Origin of the sequence: Segatella copri (assembly GCF_009494835.1) — a bacterium.
Classification (GTDB): Bacteria; Bacteroidota; Bacteroidia; order Bacteroidales; family Bacteroidaceae; genus Prevotella; species Prevotella copri_F.
The window spans coordinates 1-21,129 of record NZ_VZBE01000005.1 but is presented as its reverse complement, the minus strand read 5'-3'; the positions used below and the strand labels follow the sequence as shown (position 1 = coordinate 21,129).

16 protein-coding genes and 2 pseudogenes are annotated in these 21,129 nt (G+C 38.6%); 10 read left to right on the top strand and 8 right to left on the bottom strand.

Going from position 1 to position 21,129, the window contains the following annotated elements; all coding sequences use genetic code 11:
* A pseudogene (locus tag F7D47_RS01010) lies at positions 1 to 526 on the bottom strand (phage integrase SAM-like domain-containing protein); the annotation flags it as partial.
* A gap of 31 nt (positions 527 to 557) precedes the next feature.
* Positions 558 to 1,787 (bottom strand): site-specific integrase, encoded by a 1,230-nt coding sequence (locus F7D47_RS01005; RefSeq protein ID WP_153086064.1) that lies wholly within the window; start codon positions 1,785 to 1,787, stop codon positions 558 to 560.
* Between the two features lie 290 nt (positions 1,788 to 2,077).
* On the opposite strand from F7D47_RS01005, the pseudogene F7D47_RS01000 reads away from it, so the two are divergent.
* From F7D47_RS01000 to F7D47_RS00980, 5 genes and pseudogenes are all read left to right on the top strand, one after another.
* Positions 2,078 to 2,242 (top strand): annotated as a pseudogene (locus F7D47_RS01000) (tyrosine-type recombinase/integrase); the annotation flags it as partial.
* A 163-nt stretch (positions 2,243 to 2,405) separates the two neighbouring features.
* A complete protein-coding gene (locus F7D47_RS00995) occupies positions 2,406 to 3,200 on the top strand; it encodes a hypothetical protein (RefSeq protein WP_153086063.1) in 795 nt (264 codons plus the stop codon).
* Positions 3,201 to 3,299: 99 nt separating this feature from the next.
* Positions 3,300 to 3,668: a helix-turn-helix domain-containing protein gene (locus F7D47_RS00990; RefSeq protein ID WP_153086062.1), complete on the top strand. Its 369-nt coding sequence runs from the start codon at positions 3,300 to 3,302 to the stop codon at positions 3,666 to 3,668.
* An 11-nt stretch (positions 3,669 to 3,679) separates the two neighbouring features.
* On the top strand, positions 3,680 to 5,074 hold the full coding sequence (locus F7D47_RS00985; protein ID WP_153086061.1) for a YfjI family protein: 1,395 nt from the start codon (positions 3,680 to 3,682) through the stop codon (positions 5,072 to 5,074).
* An 87-nt stretch (positions 5,075 to 5,161) separates the two neighbouring features.
* The gene (locus F7D47_RS00980) at positions 5,162 to 6,232 is read left to right on the top strand and encodes a DUF6371 domain-containing protein (RefSeq protein ID WP_153086060.1); all 1,071 of its coding nucleotides are present in this window, start codon (positions 5,162 to 5,164) and stop codon (positions 6,230 to 6,232) included.
* Positions 6,233 to 6,523: 291 nt separating this feature from the next.
* Here the strand turns inward: F7D47_RS00980 and F7D47_RS00975 are convergent, their stop codons facing one another.
* Positions 6,524 to 7,453: a tyrosine-type recombinase/integrase gene (locus tag F7D47_RS00975; RefSeq protein WP_153086059.1), complete on the bottom strand. Its 930-nt coding sequence runs from the start codon at positions 7,451 to 7,453 to the stop codon at positions 6,524 to 6,526.
* A gap of 59 nt (positions 7,454 to 7,512) precedes the next feature.
* Between F7D47_RS00975 and F7D47_RS00970 the strand changes: the two genes are divergently transcribed.
* Positions 7,513 to 8,706 carry a restriction endonuclease subunit S gene (locus tag F7D47_RS00970; protein ID WP_153108134.1) on the top strand — a complete coding sequence of 398 codons (1,194 nt, stop codon included), beginning with the start codon at positions 7,513 to 7,515 and terminating at the stop codon, positions 8,704 to 8,706.
* Here the strand turns inward: F7D47_RS00970 and F7D47_RS00965 are convergent.
* Positions 8,699 to 9,274, bottom strand: a complete 576-nt coding sequence (locus F7D47_RS00965) for a restriction endonuclease subunit S (RefSeq protein ID WP_228115330.1) — start codon at positions 9,272 to 9,274, stop codon at positions 8,699 to 8,701. The two genes, F7D47_RS00970 and F7D47_RS00965, sit on opposite strands and share 8 nt — an antisense overlap.
* 10 nt (positions 9,275 to 9,284) lie before the next feature.
* On the opposite strand from F7D47_RS00965, the gene F7D47_RS00960 reads away from it, so the two are divergent.
* Positions 9,285 to 9,935: a restriction endonuclease subunit S gene (locus F7D47_RS00960; protein WP_194253062.1), complete on the top strand. Its 651-nt coding sequence runs from the start codon at positions 9,285 to 9,287 to the stop codon at positions 9,933 to 9,935.
* On the opposite strand, the gene F7D47_RS00955 is transcribed toward F7D47_RS00960, so the two are convergent.
* From F7D47_RS00955 to F7D47_RS00940, 4 genes are read right to left on the bottom strand one after another with little or no spacing between them, the layout of a single operon-like run.
* On the bottom strand, positions 9,928 to 11,100 hold the full coding sequence (locus F7D47_RS00955; protein WP_153098414.1) for a restriction endonuclease subunit S: 1,173 nt from the start codon (positions 11,098 to 11,100) through the stop codon (positions 9,928 to 9,930). The genes F7D47_RS00960 and F7D47_RS00955 overlap by 8 nt on opposite strands.
* Positions 11,101 to 11,148: 48 nt before the next feature.
* A complete protein-coding gene (gene rhuM / locus F7D47_RS00950) occupies positions 11,149 to 12,564 on the bottom strand; it encodes a RhuM family protein (protein ID WP_194252576.1) in 1,416 nt (471 codons plus the stop codon).
* Between the two features lie 23 nt (positions 12,565 to 12,587).
* Positions 12,588 to 14,132, bottom strand: coding sequence for a type I restriction-modification system subunit M (locus tag F7D47_RS00945; RefSeq protein WP_153086055.1), 1,545 nt, complete (start codon positions 14,130 to 14,132; stop codon positions 12,588 to 12,590).
* Positions 14,133 to 14,155: 23 nt separating this feature from the next.
* Positions 14,156 to 16,999 carry a type I restriction endonuclease subunit R, EcoR124 family gene (locus F7D47_RS00940; protein ID WP_153086054.1) on the bottom strand — a complete coding sequence of 948 codons (2,844 nt, stop codon included), beginning with the start codon at positions 16,997 to 16,999 and terminating at the stop codon, positions 14,156 to 14,158.
* A 992-nt stretch (positions 17,000 to 17,991) separates the two neighbouring features.
* Here F7D47_RS00940 and F7D47_RS00935 point away from each other — a divergent pair.
* The 3 genes from F7D47_RS00935 to F7D47_RS00925 are packed head-to-tail and all read left to right on the top strand — an operon-like array spanning position 17,992 to position 20,981.
* Positions 17,992 to 18,129: an ABC transporter ATP-binding protein gene (locus F7D47_RS00935; protein WP_153086053.1), complete on the top strand. Its 138-nt coding sequence runs from the start codon at positions 17,992 to 17,994 to the stop codon at positions 18,127 to 18,129.
* A 57-nt stretch (positions 18,130 to 18,186) separates the two neighbouring features.
* A complete protein-coding gene (locus tag F7D47_RS00930; protein ID WP_228113339.1) occupies positions 18,187 to 19,674 on the top strand; it encodes an McrB family protein in 1,488 nt (495 codons plus the stop codon).
* Positions 19,674 to 20,981 carry a 5-methylcytosine restriction system specificity protein McrC gene (locus tag F7D47_RS00925; RefSeq protein ID WP_153086052.1) on the top strand — a complete coding sequence of 436 codons (1,308 nt, stop codon included), beginning with the start codon at positions 19,674 to 19,676 and terminating at the stop codon, positions 20,979 to 20,981. Before F7D47_RS00930 ends, F7D47_RS00925 begins: the two co-directional genes overlap by 1 nt.
* Positions 20,982 to 21,129 lie beyond the last annotated feature (148 nt).

Below are 21,129 nucleotides of genomic sequence, written 5' to 3'. Positions count from 1 at the left end.
TGGATGCACTATACCCTTTGCCAATCAAGAACAACTTATAAGATTTGCCAAATTCTTCAGTCAAATCTTCAAATGCAATGTCATTCATTCCTCTTAACCCGATGAACTCTCGCAAGTTTAGCTGCGATGTCTTCGATTGGCGATAAGAAGATGTTGAGTTAATACGGATGGAGCGCAGCCTAAGGCGTTCACGCTCCTCCTCGCCAGTGGCAAGCAATGTCATCGGGATAGTATTTGCATCAACAATAACATTCTTCAGAATCTCGGCGGTAACGATGCCCTTTTCCTTTGTTGCCTGCTCGTAGGCTTCGTCAATTCTTTGTCTGAACGCTTGCAGTTGTCCGTTCACTCTTGCATTCTTGGCTTCACCTTTTTTCGTGTCCCATTCTTCGGGAGCACAGTACAGACCTGTTGCTATGGCTGACACTTTACCGTCAATCGTGATACGGCAAAATATAGATGTGGTTCCGTCTGCCTTTACTCTGCCACGGTTGATATAATAAAACTGCTTGTATGTACTTCTCATTGTTATGTTCCTTTCTTATTTTGTGATAATATTACAGGACAAACTTGAAATCCTTGTTGGCTTCGATGAACTTGTCCATATCCTCAAATAGCTTTTTCGGGGTGACACGTGCATAGATTTGCGTGGTCTGAATGTTGTTGTGACCAAGCATTTTGCTGATAGTCTCTATCGGAACACCTTCTTCGAGCGTAACGAGCGATGCGAAACTGTGCCGTCCAACATGATAGACCAAATCCATACTTATGCCAGATAGTACTCGGAGACTTTTCATGTTACCTCTCAGCACTCGAAATTCCTGTGGCGGTAAAAGAGTAGGTCTTGTCGGGTCTTTGTATTTCTCCAACATGGCAAGCGCCTCTGGCAGTAACTTCACACGTGCAAGCATCTTGTTCTTCTTTCTATGGTATTTCAGCCAAAGGCTGCCCTCCTCATCACGAAAGAGGTTTTCTTCCGTGACGGAAACTGTATCGGCATAAGCCGTGCCTGTATAGCAAGCGAAAAGAAAAAGGTCACGGGTCAAAGCCAAAGATTTTCTTCGCTCTGGTATTTCGAGGTCACGAATTTTCAGGAAGTCCTCACGTGTCAATGCCTTTGGTGGATTCTCTTTCTTTTGAGGTAACTTGAAGTGCATGAAATGATAACGCTCGGAGTGTCCTGCCTTGAAAGCTATTCGGCAGGTCTTCTTCAAGATGGCGAGATAGTGGCGGACTGTATCAAGTGCAAGACCTCTCTCGTCCAAGCAAAAGTCCATGTACTCACGGATAAACTGCTCGTCAAGCTCACCGAATGCCACATCGTCAGTTCCATAACGCTTCTTGACGAACAATCCCAATGTCAGGCGGGTGTACTGGTAGTTTGGAAGCGTGCCTTTCTTGTAGTCGATGCCGATTCTTGACTCAATATCCGCAATGATGGCGTCAAGCTGCTTCAACAAGGTCATCTGAGTGTCTGCACTGCATTGAAACTGATCCTTTATCGCCTTTGCGTCAAAATCCGTCTTGCGCTCCACAAGTGACTCGTAGGCTGAGTTTATTGCCAGCAACAGCTTGTCAATCTTGGCGTTCACTTCCACAGCCTCCTTGCTCTTGCCGTCAAGTCTGCTCTCACGTGGATTCCATAACTTTGGCGTACATGACAACTTGCAACCGAACTGCGCCATTGTTCGGTTGAGGGTGATGCGTCCCATGATGGGAGCTTTACCGTTCTTGTCCAATCCGCTCTTTTTGAGGTAGAGCAGCACCTTGAATTTTTCAACTTTCATCTGCTTACTTTTTTAGTTTGCAAAAATAATCAATCAGTAAGCATTCTCCGTCATTGAAAGTTGTGCAGAACAGTGCAACAAACACTGGTGACAAACTATTTGCTTTTCACCTCGTTAGCAGTGTTGGTTTCGGTAACTGACCGCTAACGGTTTGGTAACTGAAATAACTCAATATCCTGCTCGGCTTTGCTTTGCAGACAATTGGCAGAATTATGAAATATTGCTCATTCTCAACCACTTGCAGTTCATTTCTCTCATCTTCACTTTCAGTTGCTTTTGCTTAAATTGTGCATTGCTTCCGGCACTCGTATGCAACAATCCAAATCGCCTTAGGCACAGACATTTACACGGTTTCGAAGATGCTTACCCATAAGAATGTAAGCACAACACAGATATATGCCGACCTCGTGAACGCAAAGAAAAGAGAGACAGCAAATAAGATTTCTCTTAAATAAAACCATTGCATTCATTTCATGGTGCCCGATATTGAAAAAATGTTCAATATCGGGCTTTTTAGTTAAAGGCTCCTAAAAGTTTTACGTGAGTCACGCATGACTCACGTGTCAGTTTCTGCAGTTTTTCCTATTTTTGCGCCACAAATGATTAATAATACGCAATATGAAACAGTTTAAAAAAGAATTTTTGACACAGCATTTATTGGTTTTGTGTGCAATGTCTATCATTGGTGCACTTGTTCGCAACGAAGCTATGCAATATGGTGTAGACACCTTTAGCTGCAACTTGACGTTCGTTATCTCAACCACCATACTGATGGTTGTTTATCTCCATGCATTAGATAGTATCGTACGATTACTTGCCCCATGGTTTAAGCATATCTTTTGTAATACAGTAAACAATACAGAAAGAAAGCGTCTGTCTTCTATTGCCATCAATGAAACAAATACATATGACGAGGGGGAAGAGCTAAACCTGGAAGATGTAACTTTCGTCTATGCAGATGAAGCCTCTTCTTGTATTACAAGCTATGAACAGTTGAGACAGGAAGCATTGGAAGACAAAGCCAAGAAGGAAAAGGTCTTGTTAAACTCAGCTATCGATTATACCAGAAGAACTTTTGCTGCCTACATGAGGGAGGAGCATTTGAACCAACTTTGTGACAACATCGCTATTTTCCAGTGTTGTGCCTCTACACACATGAGACATCATTCATTGATTGTTGACAAGGCTATTCGTACTATAGACTTAATGCATTATGCTTGGAATATAGGAAATCTCTTCAAGAAGAAAGGCATTGATACAGCAACCTTTATAAAACAAGTTTTTGCTGATGCGCTGGTTGATGTGGAAATATCCACTATTATAAGGAAGTTAAGAATGGAAGGTACCTGCATCATAGAATTACTACCATGCTTAGATGTTCAAGGCGGAATCAAGACACATTATTGTTGCTGATAAGCATTGAGCAGTTATTCAGAGGTTATATCTCAGTGATATTTATCCCCATTACATAACTCATTTACTTTGTACCCGAATAATAAAAATAGAACAGATATGATAAATGAATGTATCACCTTTGATAAGTTACCACAAGCGGTATCTTATTTAACAGAACAAGTTATCGAGTTGAAGCAAATGGTATCAGCACTTCAACCTACATCATCAGCAAATAACCATATATTGGTTGAGATTGATGAGGCTGCTATTATTATAATGAAGTCGAAGCCAACCATTTATCGATTGGTTAACCAAGGCATTCTGCCATCCTATAAAAAAGGTAAGAAGCTATACTTCTATAAGGATGAGCTGCTTGCATGGATTGAGAATGGTCGAAAAGCTACCAAGGAGCAGAACCATTCTGAAATGCTAAAAGCCATGCAAGGAGGAATGAAGCGCAAACCCAAGTCAATGTATAATTTTTAACTCTATACCAAATGACAGCTTTAAATAACAATAAGGAAACTTCCATCAATCCAATGATTATCATGGATAAGGCTATTGATATGAGTACTCGCCTATCAGGTAGCCAGTTTCCCGTAAGCATCTTTCCTGCCAAGATTCAGAGAATCATCAAGGAGGTACACGAATGCCACAGTTTTCCTACCGACTATATATCAGCAGCCATACTCACTGCATTGGCTGTTGGTATCGGCAACACGCACTTGGCACAGATGAAACAAGGTTGGCTTGAAAGTCCTATCTTATACATGGCTCTTATCGGAAGACCTGGAGCCAACAAGAGCCACCCACTTAGCTTCGCTATGAAGCCATTCCTCGATTACGACTATGAGCAAAACAAGTTGTTCGAGGAGCAATACAGTAAGTTTGAGGAAAAGATGTGCATGTCTCGCAAGGAACGCATTGAAAATGGAGAGGATGGATTTCCGCAAGAACCTGTACGCAAACGTTTCTTGGTCTCTGATGTCACACCAGAAGGCTTGAGCTATATTCATGCGCAGAACAAGAGGGGTTTGTGCCTATGGACAGACGAGTTGTCTGCATGGTTCAAGAACTTCAACCGCTATAACAATGGTTCAGAGGAACAGTTCTGGCTATCTGTCTTTAGCGCCAAGACAACCATATCAGACAGAAGAAGTTCCAAGAGTTCCATTTTCATTAAACGCCCCTATATCTCAGTAATCGGAACCATCCAAAAGAAGATACTTAGTGAGTTGGCGAAAGGCGAACGCTCCAGCAACGGCTTCATCGATCGCATTTTGTTCGTCATGCCTAACCTTCAGCAGAAAGCGAGATGGAGTGACCGAGAGTTGCCCGATAATATAGAGCGAGATTGGCAAACCATCATTCAACACCTTATTGATATGGAGTGTCCAATAAATGAGCAACAGGAAATCGAGCCTCATGTTTTATCATTCACAGAAGAAGCTAAGGCAAGGCTCTATGAATGGCAGCATCATTTCTCCGAGCAATGCGACAATGAAACAAATGATACAATTGTCAGCATCTATTGCAAGTTGGAGATATACATCATCCGTTTCTGTCTGATCATTCAATTGGCACGATGGACGTGTGGAGAATGTGATAAGGAAGCCATCGACCTGCTGAGTGTAGAGCGAGCCATCCGATTGACAGATTATTTCAAGAACTCTGCCATATCAGTACAAAAAATCCTCAACGAGAATATGCTCACCGCTCAACAACAAGCAATCGTCAACCATCTTCCTGCAACATTCACTACAGCCCAAGCTCATGATGTCGCCAAAGAGAACGACATGAAGTCAAGGACATTGGAAAGATTTCTGAATGATAACATCGGAGTCCTATTTCGCAAAGAGAAGCATGGAGAATATTCAAAGATTAACTCGTGACGGTATTGTCGGTTTTGTCGCTTTTGACGGTTTTAATACCAAAAGCGACAAAACCGACAGAACCGCCACATAAAAAAAAGAAATGAAATGAGTACACATAGATTCATATTAGAGCCATACAAAGGCATCGCTACCCGACATACATGTCCAGAATGTCATAAGAAACGTAGCTTCGCCCGATATATTGACACAGAAGGGAAGATTGAGTTTTCTCCTTACGTGGGTCGTTGCAACCATGAGCAAAGTTGTGGTTATCACTTCACTCCCAAGGATTTTTTTGAGAAGAATCCCGAGAAGAATGAGACATTTACAAAGGATGAGACTATTTCATATAAGAAGAGAGAAATGCCGAAGCCATTACCCACTTCTTATATAGACGAGAACATCATGCGAAGTTCTCTTAAATGTTATGAGGCAAACAACCTTTTCTTGTTTCTATCTTCTCAATTCGGTGAAACAGCTACTCTTTCTTTGATGGAGAAATATCATGTCGGAACTTCCAAACACTGGACTGGTGCCACGGTATTTTGGCAAGTTGACAATCAAGGCAAGGTGAGAACTGGTAAGGTAATGCTCTATTATCCCGAGACTGGTAAGCGAGTAAAAGAACCATACAACCATATTTCATGGGTACACTCGCTTATCCCCCACAAGGATTTCAATCTCTGTCAATGCTTCTTTGGCGAACATCTTATCAATAAAGACAAGACCAAGCCTATAGCATTGGTTGAAAGTGAGAAGACAGCCTTGATAGCCTCCTACTATCTTCCTCAATTCTTATGGATAGCAAGTGGTGGTAAGAATGGTTGCTTTAACACGAAGTCGTTATCTGTTCTGAAAAACAGAGATGTGGTCTTATTCCCTGATTTGGGAGCGACAACAGTTTGGCAAGATAAGCTGCCAAAGATGCAAGTTCTCGGCATCCGTGCAACGCTTTTCGACTTTTTAGAGCATCAAGCCTGCGAAGAAGATAAAGCTAAAGGCTTAGACATTGCTGATTATTTGCTCAAAATCAAGCCTGCAGAAGCAAAACTTCAAGCCCTCATCAAACAGAATCCTGCCATTCGGAAATTGATAGATGTCTTCAAACTCGAAATTATTGACGAGCCTCAACCACGTTTCCGCACTCCTAAAAGGCAACGTGGTTTCAGACTCTGAGATGATTTGAAAAATCGAGGTATCTGACGATAGCAAGTTATGTTTTGAGTTACTCAAAACCTTTCGAGTTACTCTCGAAAGCACTTGCCTATCGGTAGATACCTCTCCAAAGTCGAGTATCTGAATCAACCTATCGGTAAGTATTGATTTGCAAATATGATGATGAGTGACTTACTGACGTACTGATTCATTGTCGTATTGATATACAGACAGAAAGTATTGTATAATTAAATATATGTTTCTATGTATATCATTCATTTGAATAAACGTTAGAACGTTCTAACGGTAACGCTACTTCATATATCGCATCATCTTGTCGATGCAACTTCGCTTCTGCTCTTCATTCGGATGAACATAAAGGTTAAGCGTAGTACTAATATCGGCATGTCCCAAAAGAACACTAACAGTCTTGTAATCGCAATGACTCTCAATACAGCGAGTAGCAAAACTGTGGCGTAGCCCATGGAATTTTAATCGCGGAATATCCAACTGCTTCAATAGCTTGTTAAAATAGTTGCGATACGTTCTTGGCTCAGTCGGTTTTGTGTTGTTCGTGAGAACATAGTAGTCCTTGTTCACCACCTTCATCAAAGACTTAAAAATTCTGACAAGTTCTTTACTCAAAGGAATCTCACGCAAAGAGTTCTTTGTCTTAGGAGTATTAATCACAATCTCCGTATGTGGTTTATCAGAATCCACAATATAAATGCGCTCGATGGTGCGATTAACATGAAGTAATCCTGTGTCCATATTAATGTCAGACCATTTTAAGGCGCAAACTTCTCCAATGCGAAGTCCAGTAGAAAGACAAACAAGTATCCCCAAATTAGGAAACGTGAAATTGTCTTTGAGATAGTCCATCAGCTTCTTTTGATGCGCCTTTGTCAAGATTGGCAATGTAGCCTTTGGCTGATTGGCAGGGAACTTAACTTTCCACTCTACATGATTGAGCCAACCTTGCTTCTCTCCGAAACGAACCACCATTTTCAAAACAATGAGCATGTCCTTGATGCTTTTTTGGCTCAATCCAAGATTCAACTTGTCCAAGGCAAAAGTCTGGACCTCTTCTTCCGTAACTTCCATCTTGCCCCCAAAAACCGGAAGCAAATGGTTCTCCAACGATAACAAATATACTGCCATCGTTGATTGCTTGACATACTGGCGTTTGTCTTCTTTCCAGATGTCTGCAATCTCCTTAATTGTCTTTTTATTATTAACCATGTTATTATTTTAAGGGAATAGACCCTTATATAAATAAGGCGAAAGATGATTAGGGAAAATTGCATCCTAATGTACCCCATTTGAGATTCCCGGAATTTCATGGGGAATGGTGTGTTAGTACGATAGGTGAGCAATTTGATCTATACTCAGGTAATACTCCAAGTCGATTGAATAAAGAGCACTTTGAAGGCAATGTGAATTGGATTACTAGTGGGGAATTAAAAGAGCACTACATTTCAGATACAAAAGAGAAAATATCAGAAGATGCAGCAACTGCAAATAATCTAAAGTTGCTGCATCCAGGAACTTTTGTAATTGCTATTTATGGTTTAGAAGCAGATGGGGTTCGTGGTACAGGTTCTATTACATGCAAAGAATCAACAATAAGTCAAGCTTGCATGGCTTTTACTCAGAAAGGAGATGTAAAAAACGAGTTTTTGTATTCTTGGTATAAGAAACATGGCAATATTATAGGCATAAAATATGCCCAAGGAACAAAGCAGCAAAACCTAAGTTATGATATATTAGAAAAATTTCATATTGCTTATCCGAGCCAAGACGAGCAAGATAAACTTATAAAATTTATCTCTTTGTTGGATGAGCGTATTGCTACTCAAAGCAAGCTGATTGAGGATTTGAAGAAGCTAAAGTCTGCGATTAGTAAATTGTTATTTGCTCAAAAGCCTAATGGATGGAAAAGATTAGATACTTTGTTTTCAAAAGGCAAGGCAGGTGGTACTCCGACTTCCACAAATAAAGAATACTATAATGGAGAAATACCATTCTTGAGTATTAACGATATAACAAAACAAGGTAAGTATGTCCGATGCACAGAAAATCATTTGAGCCAAAACGGATTAGAAAAATCTTCGGCATGGGTAGTTCCAGAGTATAGTTTGATTATGTCAATGTATGCATCAGTTGGCTTGGTAACTATAAATGAAGTGCCTCTTGCTACAAGTCAAGCAATGTTTGCAATGCAACTAAAAGACAAAGACTTATTGGATTATCTGTACTACTACTTGTCATATTTTAGGTATCGACACATCCACAAGTACCTTGAAACTGGTACACAAAGCAATATTAACGCAGATATTGTTCGCGGAATAATGATTCCTACTTACGGATATAGTCACAATATAGAAATTGCATCAACACTGCAAGGCATTGATGCGAAAGTTGACAATGAGTTATCAGTACTTGATCAGCTCAATAGACAAAAGAACTATTTCTTGTCACAGATGTTTATATGAACATCTGGGCAAGAAAATATTGCTTCTGCATGGTTAGCAGTGTTAGTTCTCGTAGCTCATTAATGATGCATTCATCATATGAGTGTAGTATTCTTGCAACCAAATGAATATTATTGGCTTTTGAGGAATATGGTAATACAAAATTTTCTACATCCCCTTTGCCAATATTCATTTGGGCTGCACCTTGACCACAAGCAACCATGTTATTCTCGAATCTACGAGAAGAGAGAACTTGATATAGAAACTCTTTGTCTATATTTCCTTCAATATGTAACAAGCCTACTCGCTGGTTGAGTAAATAGGCACCACTCTTACAAAGAGAAACACGCCCAACATTACCCGTGAGAGATATTAAAATATCTCCTTCTTTTAATACTTGATGGTCTTGTATGTCATTCGGCAAGTTAATTATGCAATTGCAATCTTCTTCGTTTATATATCGCCCGCCAGACACATTTGCGATTGTAATTATCTTCCACTTCCCCAGTATGTTATACTTGCTACTTTGGAATGCATAACCATTTTTCAATGTTGCAATATCCGCTAAACGTATAGTTGTTTCTAACATATCCTTTCGCGTGAACAAAAGTTTACTAATCGCAGACCTACAAACTTCAAAATCCTTAATCAAGGGAATATGTAACAATTATTTTGAAAAGTTGTCAGTTCAAGAAGAAGCGTACCTTATTAGACTAAGCGACATCCTCAAAGAAAGAAATGAATATTGCTGTAAAGATGGTAAGTTTATTCATGGAACACTTTCAAAAGATGGAATATTTCCTAAGACAGGACGTTGGGATAGAGATTTTCTTGTAAAACAAGAAGATAAAAAATATAAGGTAACTCATCTTGACGATATTTGCTACAATCCCGCTAATTTAAAATTTGGGGTTATTTGTAGAAACACATTTGGTGATTTAATCTTCTCGCCAATATATGTAACTTTTGAAGTTTGTAAAAATGTCAATATAGGTTTTATCGAGTTATATCTGACTAATCATAATTTTATAGAAAAAGTGAGAAGATTTGAGCAAGGTACAGTATATGAAAGAATGGCAGTATCTCCAGAAGATTTTTTGTCTTATAAAATTAGAATACCTTCATACTCCGACCAAACTTTCTTCTATAAAAAAGTACAATGGCTTATAAAGCTTTCACAAAACGAGATGAAGCTTTTGAGCCAATATAAGAAATTACGTCAATACTTACTTCGCGAAATGTTCATATGAACATTTCGCGAAGTAAGTATTGTTTTTGCAAGCTAATATTTGTTTTAATGTTTTGTTCTGCCGATAGTTTGCTATCTATTGCAAAAAACAGTCTTGCATATTGAAGTTGTTCAGTATATGATGGACAAAAAAACAGTGCATTACCATAGTCCTTGAAGTATATATGAGGTATAGCCATACCAGTCTTATAAGGTTCAAAATTGAACACTTTTAGTAGATAGTAAAAGTATTGAAGAGAATAACCATCTTTTTCTTGTAAAGTATTTAAAGTTCCTGTTGCAGAGCATTTGCCCGTAACGTAGGAAACTGTTCCAACACCAGAACCATCTTTGATAATATAAACAGCTTCACTCTCTGTATTATAATTATCGAGGTAACCAACGATGCCATTTGCACCATATACAGGATATGTACCTTGCTCATACACATCACTTTCTTGCAGGGTTGAAGATTTACATTCCAAGCATTCTGATAAGCGAACATTGGGCTTGTTGCAGCGAACTATCTTCTGTGCAATTCCCTTGATTAGGGACTCTAACTTTTCAATCAGCTTGCTTTGGGTAGCGATGCGCTCGTCTATTAGACGCAATAATTTGGCAATTTTAGTTTGTTCTTCTTTTGAAGGAATACCAATATAACATTCAGCGAAGTTCTTTGCACTAATCGAGTATATTTTAGTACCTTGTGCAATACGGCGAATCTGATGATGAAATGCTGTTGAGGAAAAAGCATAGCCTTTGTATCCAACAACAGTTTTGTTGGATTTATCTCTTCCATGTATCGTATGCAAACCACATACAACCGCTTTGTCTTCTAAAGTGTAGAACTCTATCGCTTTTGCGACCTCATTTGTATCTTCTGAAGCATCAGCAAAAGCAATATCACCTTCTTTGCAAAGCTCGAAGTTCTTTGGTTCATTTTCTTTCTTTATAGCAGGCAAAATATCCTTTGACAAATCCACCATTGTTGGTAGCCCAACATGGATAAGCCCATAGTGTAAGTTGAGCATATTATCTGTTCCATATTCCAGTTGATCCCAGCTCAAAGAGTTTGTAGAATAGAAGTTCAAGACGTCAGAAACCTTACATTTCTCCCATTCCCCATGAAATTCCGGGAATCTCAAATGGGGTACATTCAGTTTATTTTGTTCTTTATATGTTGCCATAGTTATTTTAAATCCTTAATTGTTTGTTATACTTTCCTCTACTGGTATTTACTCTTCTTTTGGGTCGATGTCAAACGGAAGCAATGGTGTATCATCATCATTGCCATTATTGAATCGGTCGAAATCTGAGATATATGAACGGTCTTGAATAACCTTAAACTTCTCATACTCAGAATAAGCCTTATCTCTTGCTTCCTCTTGGGAAACCTTGCCTGCACTACTCTTTGCATCATAATCCATAGTTGCAAGGAATTGTTGTAAGCGTTGCTTCCAATCATCCATCGTTGTGATAATATGACGCCGTGCACGAGATTCGGCAAGATCAAGAAAACTTGTTGTTATTGTATTGAGCTGAGACAGTTCATCTTCTGAAAGATAGTTCTTGGCGACAATCGTATCAGACTTCTGCACTCTGCCATTAGGTGCTTTTTTCCATGTGGTCAAGCCCATATGTGGCATTTCTGCATCGGCACGTTCATAAACAATCTCTGCTGCCGTATGATTGGTAACAGCCAAGTGCATCATATTCTGTACCATCTTATAAAAGAGTTTGGTACTCTCAGCTTTTGCATCATAGTCAGCACTACACTCAGCGTAAATGTCAGTTATCTTTTGATAATATCTACGCTCTGACGTACGAATTTCACGAATGCGTTCCAGCAAATCATCAAAGTAATCCTTGCCAAAGTGCTTACCTTGTTTCAAACGCTCATCATCTAACACATATCCCTTGATAACAAACTCCTTCAATACAGAAGTTGCCCATATACGGAATTGGGTTGCTTGATAGCTGTTCACACGATAGCCCACAGCTATGATTACATCAAGATTGTAGAACAAAGGAGCACGCTCTACATCACGCTCACCTTCAAGTTGAACTTGTTGAATTTTTCTACAAGTTGCCTCTCTTTGCAATTCTCCAGACTCATAAATCTGAGAAATATGATAGGCTATAGTTGCCCTATCAACTCCAAACAAAGAAGCCATTCTTTTCTGTGACATCCAAAAGGTCTCACTGTTGAATATCACTTCAATGCGAGTCTCACCTTGTGCAGTCTTATATAGTAAGATATTGGATTCCAAAGAGTTCTGCACAATCTCTGTCGTAGATACAGACTGCGAGAAATATTCTCTTGCTTGCTTCACCAATGGCTTTCTTGTATCTGCATTCTCTGCTATTATCATACAAGCCATTCGTGAAAGATAGAACGTTTCTACCTTTCGGAAAGAACCACTACCAAGTTTGACCATTTCAACCACATGGTTGAAATGGTCGTCAATATTCATACCCTTTTCACCTGCAACACGAATTGCTTTGTCTATTACATTTTGGAATTTCCAATACCCCGAATATCCCATCGCATTGCAGAGTTCACGAGAGCTCCAATATTCTTTTCCTTTGTCATCCACATTCCGAATTACATCGAATGTCGGACGCATATTTGGTACATTATTCTCTTCCATCGCACTTTATTTTCTGATGATAATTACTCAACCAGCCCCAACTCTTTCAGATATACATCAATCTGCTTGTCGAGGTCAGCACGCTTAGCTTCCAAATCCTTGATTTCCTTCATGACCGCATGAATGTCGATAGGCTCTTCTTCCTCGAACGTATCTACATAACGAGGAATGTTAAGGTTATAGTCATTGTCGGCAACCTCTTGTAAAGTTACCAAATGACTATACTTCTCGATTTCCTTGCGCTCACGATAGGTATCAACTATCTTCTTAATGTGCTCTGGGCGAAGCTTATTCTGTGTCTTTATCTTTTCAAACTCCTTGCTGGCATCTATGAAGAGTATATTATCATCATCCTTGCGACACTTCTTTACCACAATAATACAAGTTGGGATACTTGTACCATAGAAAATGTTGGCAGGTAAACCGATGATGGCGTCAATATAGTTCTTCTTCTCAATGAGGAAACGGCGAATCTTACCTTCTGATGCACCACGGAAAAGAACACCATGAGGAGCAACACATGCCATCGTTCCACCTTCATTAAGATGATGGATCATGTGAAGTATGAATGCATAGTCAGCCTTAGACTTTGGAGCCAAGACACCAGCCTTGCTAAATCTATCATCATTATTAAATTTCTCCGCTGCACTCCAGGCTGCAGAGAATGGCGGATTAGCTACTACCGCATCAAACTGTTCCTCAGGGAAAGCATCATCTTCAAGAGTATCTCCATTCTCTATGTCAAAGTCACTAAACTTAACTCCATGAAGCAACATGTTCATTCGGGCAAGGTTGAATGTCGTAGGGTTCTTCTCTTGACCATAAATCAAATCAGCTTTACCATTGCGAGCAGTACGGAGAAGCAATGAACCTGAACCACAAGTTGGGTCATATACATTTTTCAAGCGTGTTTTGCCTGTAGTAACTATATCTGCAAGAATCTGACTAACTTCCTGTGGGGTGTAGAATTCTCCAGCCTTTTTGCCAGCTCCTGCGGCAAACTGACCTATCATATACTCATAAGCATCGCCGAGAATATCAATATCAGAAGCCTCGTTTAAGCCGAAGTCGATACCATCAAGAGCAATCAATACTTCACTAATCAAATTGTTCTTATCCTCTGCGGTCTTTCCCAATTTAGGAGAAGCGAGGTCTATATCAGAGAACAAACCACCAAAATCCTCTTCACTATCGTGTCCAATGGTACTGTCCTCTATTTTCTTCAATGAACGCTCCAGCTGTGGAAGGATGTTCTCCTTGCGATTGATAGCCTCTATTACAGAAGAATACAGGTATTCTGGCTCGATAAAATAACCGAGTTCATTCATGCTAAACTTCTTCAACTCCTCCTTCAGTTCTTCCTCATTACTTGCCCAGGCTTCCTTAAAGTTACTTCCATCCTCTTCAAGTTCAGCATCAATACACATTTCTATCTTTTCAGACAAGTACTTATAAAAGATAAAGCCCAAAGTGAAATACATGAAATCACTGGCAGACATATTGCCACGCAAAGTATTGGCTACTGTCCAAAGTTGCGTACGCAGTTTTTGTTGTAATTCTTCACTCATATTTTTTCTTTTAATTTTCTTTTTTATTCCCAACTGAATGTTTCGATAATTTTACGCAGTTTTAAAATCAATGACTCTTTAAGATGAATACGCTGCAAGAAACGCAGTCCCTTTTTCTCCTTGATAGCCTTCTGCAAAATTTCAGGCTTTTCCCGATGTAAATAATCATACTCCTGCACATATTTAATAAGTGCATCTTGACTTACTCCCACTTCCGTAGCCAATGAAGTAACCGCATGGGCTCGTGCCTGAGTAACATAGGTTGTCAGACGACTCTCCAAATCCATCTTGCCATCAGCTTTCGACTTTACAAATCCAGCTTGGTCATTATCAACATTGTCACGGATGAAGTGGTCGATAAGTTTAGCCTTATTGCGCATAGCTGGGTCTTTTATCATCGTGTCGATGATATTCTGTCGTTTCATCTGATAATCATCGCTTGCAGGATTGAGGTCTTCTATCAATTCCAGTATATATGCTACATTAATAACATCACTATGCAACAACTCCAGACAGAAATCAATATCGTCGATATCTGTAGTTGGGTCTTCATGCGCCATTCCTTCATCTTCTTTGCCATTGTCATCGTTCTTGTCATCCTCATCATCTTGTATGAATCCCATCGTCATATCAAGATATTTAGAGCGGTAATCGTTGTATTCCTGCTCTGTCATTACCAAAGATGAATCATCGGCATTCCACTCTTCATACACCTGAATCTCAGAATGTTTTCTGATAATATCACGGAAAGCGAGGATAAAATTGCGCTTGTCATATTCACTCTGCAACTTGTCAATGGAAGCCATGTCCGGATAACGCGCTTTAAAGTTCTGGCATAACTCATCCAAATCTTTCTTTACATCAGCAAATGGTTTACGAAGTACGAATCCCAATGCCTCAGGAGCGTCAGTATTGCTGAACAACTTGATAGCTCTATCAACATTGTCCTTCAAATTACGGAAGCAGACAACTTTTCCGAATCGCTTTTTCTCATTGAGAACACGATTCGTACGACTGAAAGCCTGCAATAAACCATGATATTCAAGGTTCTTGTCAACATACAACGTATTTAGTTTCTTGGCATCAAAGCCAGTAAGGAACATACCAACGACAAGCAGCAAGTCCAACGGTTCCATGTCAGCACGTTTCTTCTTCATGCGAAGATTGATGTCATCATAATATGCACTGAAATTGTCTATTGTAAAAGCAGTTCCGTACATATTATTATAATCATCCATAATGGTTTGCAGCTTGTCACTCGTAACCGTGTCGTCAACAAAACCATTGTTCATGCCAGTGTTATCATCATCTTGGCTTTCGTTTGCTGCGTATGTGAACACAGCACCTATTCTTATCTTAGGATGTAATGACTTGAAGATGTCATAGTACTTCAAAAGCATAGGCACAGACTGGACGGCAAACAAAGCATTGAAATCACCTTCGTATGTTGACTTGTTGAAGTTGTTGAGGATGAATTGAGCAATCTCCTTCATTCGCTGTTCTTCCATCAAGTCAACATCGCCTTGACCTTGATAATACTCCACAAGGAAACCGAGTACATTCTCATCAGCAATAGCATCCTTTATCAAATAACGATGAAGACACTCGCCAAAGACCTCTGCCGTGGTATGCTCGCCCTTGGCATTCTCTGAGAATATTGGAGTACCAGTAAAGCCAAATATCTGTAAGTTCTTGAAGAAACCAACAATATTCTTATGGCAATCACCAAAATGACTGCGGTGGCATTCATCGAATATCATCACTACTTTCTGGTTCTTGACATCTTGCAAATGCTTGTTGTAAGCATCACGAGTAACTGCACAGTTTAACTTTTGGATGGTGGTAATGATTATCTTTGACTTTCCACTCAATCGCTTTATTAGCTCATAGGTGTTATCTGTACCATCTACTGCCCCAGGTTCAAAAGCCTCATACTCTGATTGTGTTTGCGTATCAAGATCGTGACGGTCAACGACAAACATCACCTTATCTATACCATCAATCTCAGAAACAAGTTGAGCCGCTTTGAATGAAGTTAAAGTCTTACCGGCACCAGTAGTATGCCATATATAACCATTCTTGTTAGAGTTCTGCACCCTATCTAGAATTTTCTCTACGGCATAATACTGATATGGACGTAATACCATCAAGCATTTGTCTCCCTCATGCAGAACGATATACTTGCTTATCATCTTACCCAAGGTACATTTGTCGAAGAAGAACAATGCAAACTTGGAGAGATCATTAAACGGCACATTCTCAGCATCAGTCCAATTGAACGTGAACTTGTAGCCACTATTAGGATTATTGGCAAAATAACGAGTGTTCACACCATTTGAAATCACAAACAACTGTATGTAGTCAAACAAGCCATGAAACGAAGTCTTGTGGTAGCGCTGTATCTGATTGTAAGCTTGCTTTAACTCCACGCCACGTTTCTTTAGCTCTATTTGAACCAAAGGCAAACCATTGATAAGTATGGTAACATCATAGCGACACTTCTTTCTACCTTCCACTGTAATCTGGTTGGAAACCTGGAACTCATTCTGACACCACTGCTGGCGATTGAGAAATTCAACCCACACACGTTTGCCTGTTTCCAATTCTAATGGAAACAGGTCTCGCAGTTTCTTGGCTTTCTCAAAACGAGTACCGCCCTCTAAGTGAATTTTTATCTTTTCAAATTCACTATCCGTAAAACTTGTACGTCCATGACGGGCAAGTTCTTTCTTATTATGCTTTTCGAGTTGAGTCTTGAAGTTCTGGTCAAGATTTGTTTCTTCTTCAATCTTGACATATTCATAACTCATATCTTGAAGTGTCTTTATCAGTCCCTGTTCCAGGGCTGCTTCACTTTGTGTCACCATATCCGTTTCGTTTATTATTGTCGTTATAATACAATATTTAATAGCAAAAATACAAAAAAAAGCCGAAAATCATCCCTAATCATTTACATTAAGGATGATTTTTAAAGTTATTTATGCAAAAAGAAACGAATATGTCAGAATATATTGATTTTTCCAGTTTTTGCCGATTTAATCACTTACTATAAGTCTTTCATGCATACATTTAATAAAACATCAGATTATCGGTTGGCATAATGGTAGCTTTGTTATAGCTTTATCTTTATTTTTTCTAAATTAGGACATAGCCATGCATAAACTATGGCGTTTATGCAGCATTGTCACTTTAAAACATTATCTTTGCGTCAATTAACATTATACTATATTGAGATGAGAAAAGAAGTTGTCTTGGCTACATTCTATAGTGACGGTGAGAGTATCTTTAAAGATGTGACAGATAATTATAAGAAGACTTATCCTCACATTAAAAAGGTCGAGCTACAAGCCATTTGCGCAATAGAGGAATTGGAGCCGGACAAATAATTGATAGAAGTAAGGATTACATTTATATCTGAATAAATTGCAACATGAAGATACATGAAGTGGTGCGATTAAAATTATCGAAAAAAGCAACTGTGGAATAATATTTTTTAAGATAATAGTTTGCTCTAATCCAATTTAAATCTGTATCTTTGCAACCAGATAAGCGTTCTGTAACACAAGAAACGGAAGAGGCTGAGAAACAATGCATTGCATTTGTTTCCAGAATCTTACAAAAAAGGCTAAAAAGGAGCGGTACAACTTTATCGCTAACAGACTGAGAATAAGCACATTGCATTTGTCGCCCACTTTCTCTGCACTTGTAAAAAGGGTAGTTGTACCGTTTAAAAGATAAAAGCTTAACTATCAGCAACATCCACATGTTGCATCGGGAAATAACCCTTTTGCATCGGAAATGATTTTTGGCAGCAGGAATAACTCGTCAGAGTCAATAAATAAAATACAACGCAGATAATATGGCACAGATAATATTGAATCATATAGATATTGAAATTTGGAACAAACGCCACGTTCAGTTCCAGCCCCATGATGATGTCAACATCATCATGGGAATCAACGGAAGTGGAAAGACCACATTCCTGAAGAATCTATAACAGCTTTTGCATTGGCAAGAAATATTAAAATAACGTCAAAATATAGTATATATAATTATGGAATTACAAGACATTATTAGCAAGATAGAAATTTGGCAAGAATGGCATGATAACTACAGTTACTATGTGCCTAGATTTATAGAAAGTGCCCAATCTTGCGAAAATTGGCAAGACTGGGACAAAAACTTGTTCCACGAGTTTTTTGAACGAGGAGGAGATCAATGTGTATCTTCGTTAAAGCAAGGTTATTTTACAAAAGAAGAACAGAATAGTATAAAGGAAGATTGGAAAGAATTGGCTCCAATGTTGAAAGAAATTGCCGAAAGCCAAGATAAGCCATTATGGGATGTCTATAATAATATCAAGACATTTATAAGACAAAGAACTAATCAGGACAGAAGGGCAGCCACCAATCGTCTTATAGCTTCACTGCAGCCAAACTTGCTTTGTACTATAATACAAGAGGATTATTTAAATGAAACTTTTAATCTCTTGCGAAATGCAGGGGTTGAAGACGTTCCAGAAGTTGATTTTAACAGCTGGTTCAAAAGTAGCCATCTACTATTGTCTTATTTCAAAGATAAATTAAAAAATAAATCTGTCTATGATATTTGTACTTACCCATGGCAGGTTCGTGATTTTTTAAAAAACTTATCAGAAATCCAAACACGTAATATGGAAAATATTCAATCATATATTAAACTTCTTAAAGCAAATAAGAATCTTGTTCTTACTGGTGCTCCAGGGACAGGCAAGACTTTCCTGGCAAAAGAAATAGCTAAAGCTATGGATGCTGAAGTAGAATTCGTTCAGTTTCATCCATCTTATGACTATACAGATTTTGTAGAAGGATTAAGACCGATAAAGAAAGGAGACATGCTTGGTTTTGAACGAATGGATGGAGCTTTCAAAACATTTTGCAAAAAAGGATTATTACGTTTAAGCAAAGATTCAATATATGTGTTTATTATTGATGAAATCAATCGTGGCGAGCTGTCTAAGATATTTGGTGAACTTTTCTATGCTATCGACCCGGGCTACAGGGGCGAGAAAGGTAAAGTAAAGACACAATATCAAAATCTCATTAATAAGGATGATGTCTTTGCTGATGGATTCTTTGTACCAGAGAATGTATATATTCTTGCAACAATGAACGACATCGACAGAAGCGTGGAAAGTATGGATTTTGCCTTGCGCAGACGTTTTGCATGGAAGGAGATAAAACCAGAAGATCGTTTAGAAATGCTTTCAGAAGAACTTGACCATGATACTTGCGAAAAAGCTATCAGAGTTATGAATGCTTTAAATAAAGAAATATTCAAAACTCGAGGTCTTGGCTCCGCTTATCAAATAGGTCCAGCTTATTTCTTGAAGTTAGACAAAGAACACTATAATGGCGATTTTACGGCATTATGGGATATGCATATAGAAGTTCTTCTAAAAGAATATCTTCGTGGTTATAGCAATGCAGAAGCAAAAGTAGAAGAGTTTAAGAACGTGTATTTTGATTCGTTGAATAATGAAACTGTTGATATTGTTGACTAATGATAACAATTCCAGATAATAACTATAAAGGAAAGGTCTGCCCTCTTCATGAAGCAGCAGACCTACTTCCTATTGCCAACAAACCCATCAGACAACTATGTGAGGAAAATGAGCATCTGCTTATTTTCCCATTGAGCATAGATGATACCGATGATAGGATTGGCGATAATACAATTGTAGATATCTATGCTGAAGATGAAAATTCTGCTAGATTAAAGACGGGGAATATAATGGGGTTTGTAGGACGCAAGAACCAACAACTGAAGATATATTCACGTTTTGACAATCATGGACACGATTACTTTCTTCACTATATGCTACAGAAAGTATTTTCGTACAATATCTTTAATCTAGATTTTACATCATCAGAAGATAATGTTTTAGAGTTCCTTGTTTATATGTTCCCGGCTATGTTGAAAAAAGCAATGCGTCAAGGCGTATATAAACAATACAGAAGATTCAGACACAATGACGCTAATGTTCATGGTACCATAGACATCAGTCGCCACATTAGAGAGAATATTCCTTTCCGAGGAACTGTTGCATATGATACAAAAGAATACAGTTTTGACAATTCGATAACGGAACTCATCAGACACACAATAGAATATATAAAAACTATGCCGACAGGTAATATAATATTATCGTCTGACAAGGTTGTGGATGATTGCATCAAAAAGATTGTTTCATATACGCCATCTTACTGTCATACAGAAAGAATAAAGATTATACAAGAGAATCTACTTCCTTGTAATCATCCTTTTTATACAGAATACACAGCTTTACAAAAAATATGCGTCCAAATTCTTCGTCAGGAAGAAATCAAGTACGGTACTAACGATGACAGGATTTACGGAATTCTCTTTGATGGGGCATGGTTGTGGGAAGAATATCTAAACACTCTATTGTGCGAAGTAGGATTTACACATCCTGAAAATAAGTTAGGAATTGGTGCAATCTATCTCTTTGAACATGGAGGACAAAGATTTCCTGATTTTTGGAAAGATGATATTGTACTTGATGCAAAATATAAAAGACTTGCCATTAATGGGGACCACCTTGACATTGACCGCGAAGATGTACATCAGATTATGGCATATATGTATAGATTAAAAGCACCTAAGGGTGGTGTTATATGTCCTTATGTTGGTGACGCCAATAAAGTTATTTCTCAAAGGATGCATAAAGATAGCTACTTGGGAACTCTATCTTTACATGCTGTTTCTATACCAAGAGATTGTAACTCGTATGAAGACTTCATAACAAGGATCACATATAATGAAAATGCTCTATTAAATGAGATATAATGACGATTAAATGTATTGAACTCTAATCTATCTCATTGTTGAGATAAATTAGAAAAAGAAATAGTGGACGCACTGCGTTCACTATTTCTTTTTATGGTATGCTCGGCATGAGCTTATTCTAATGGGTGCAAGTCCCTAACAAGCCCTA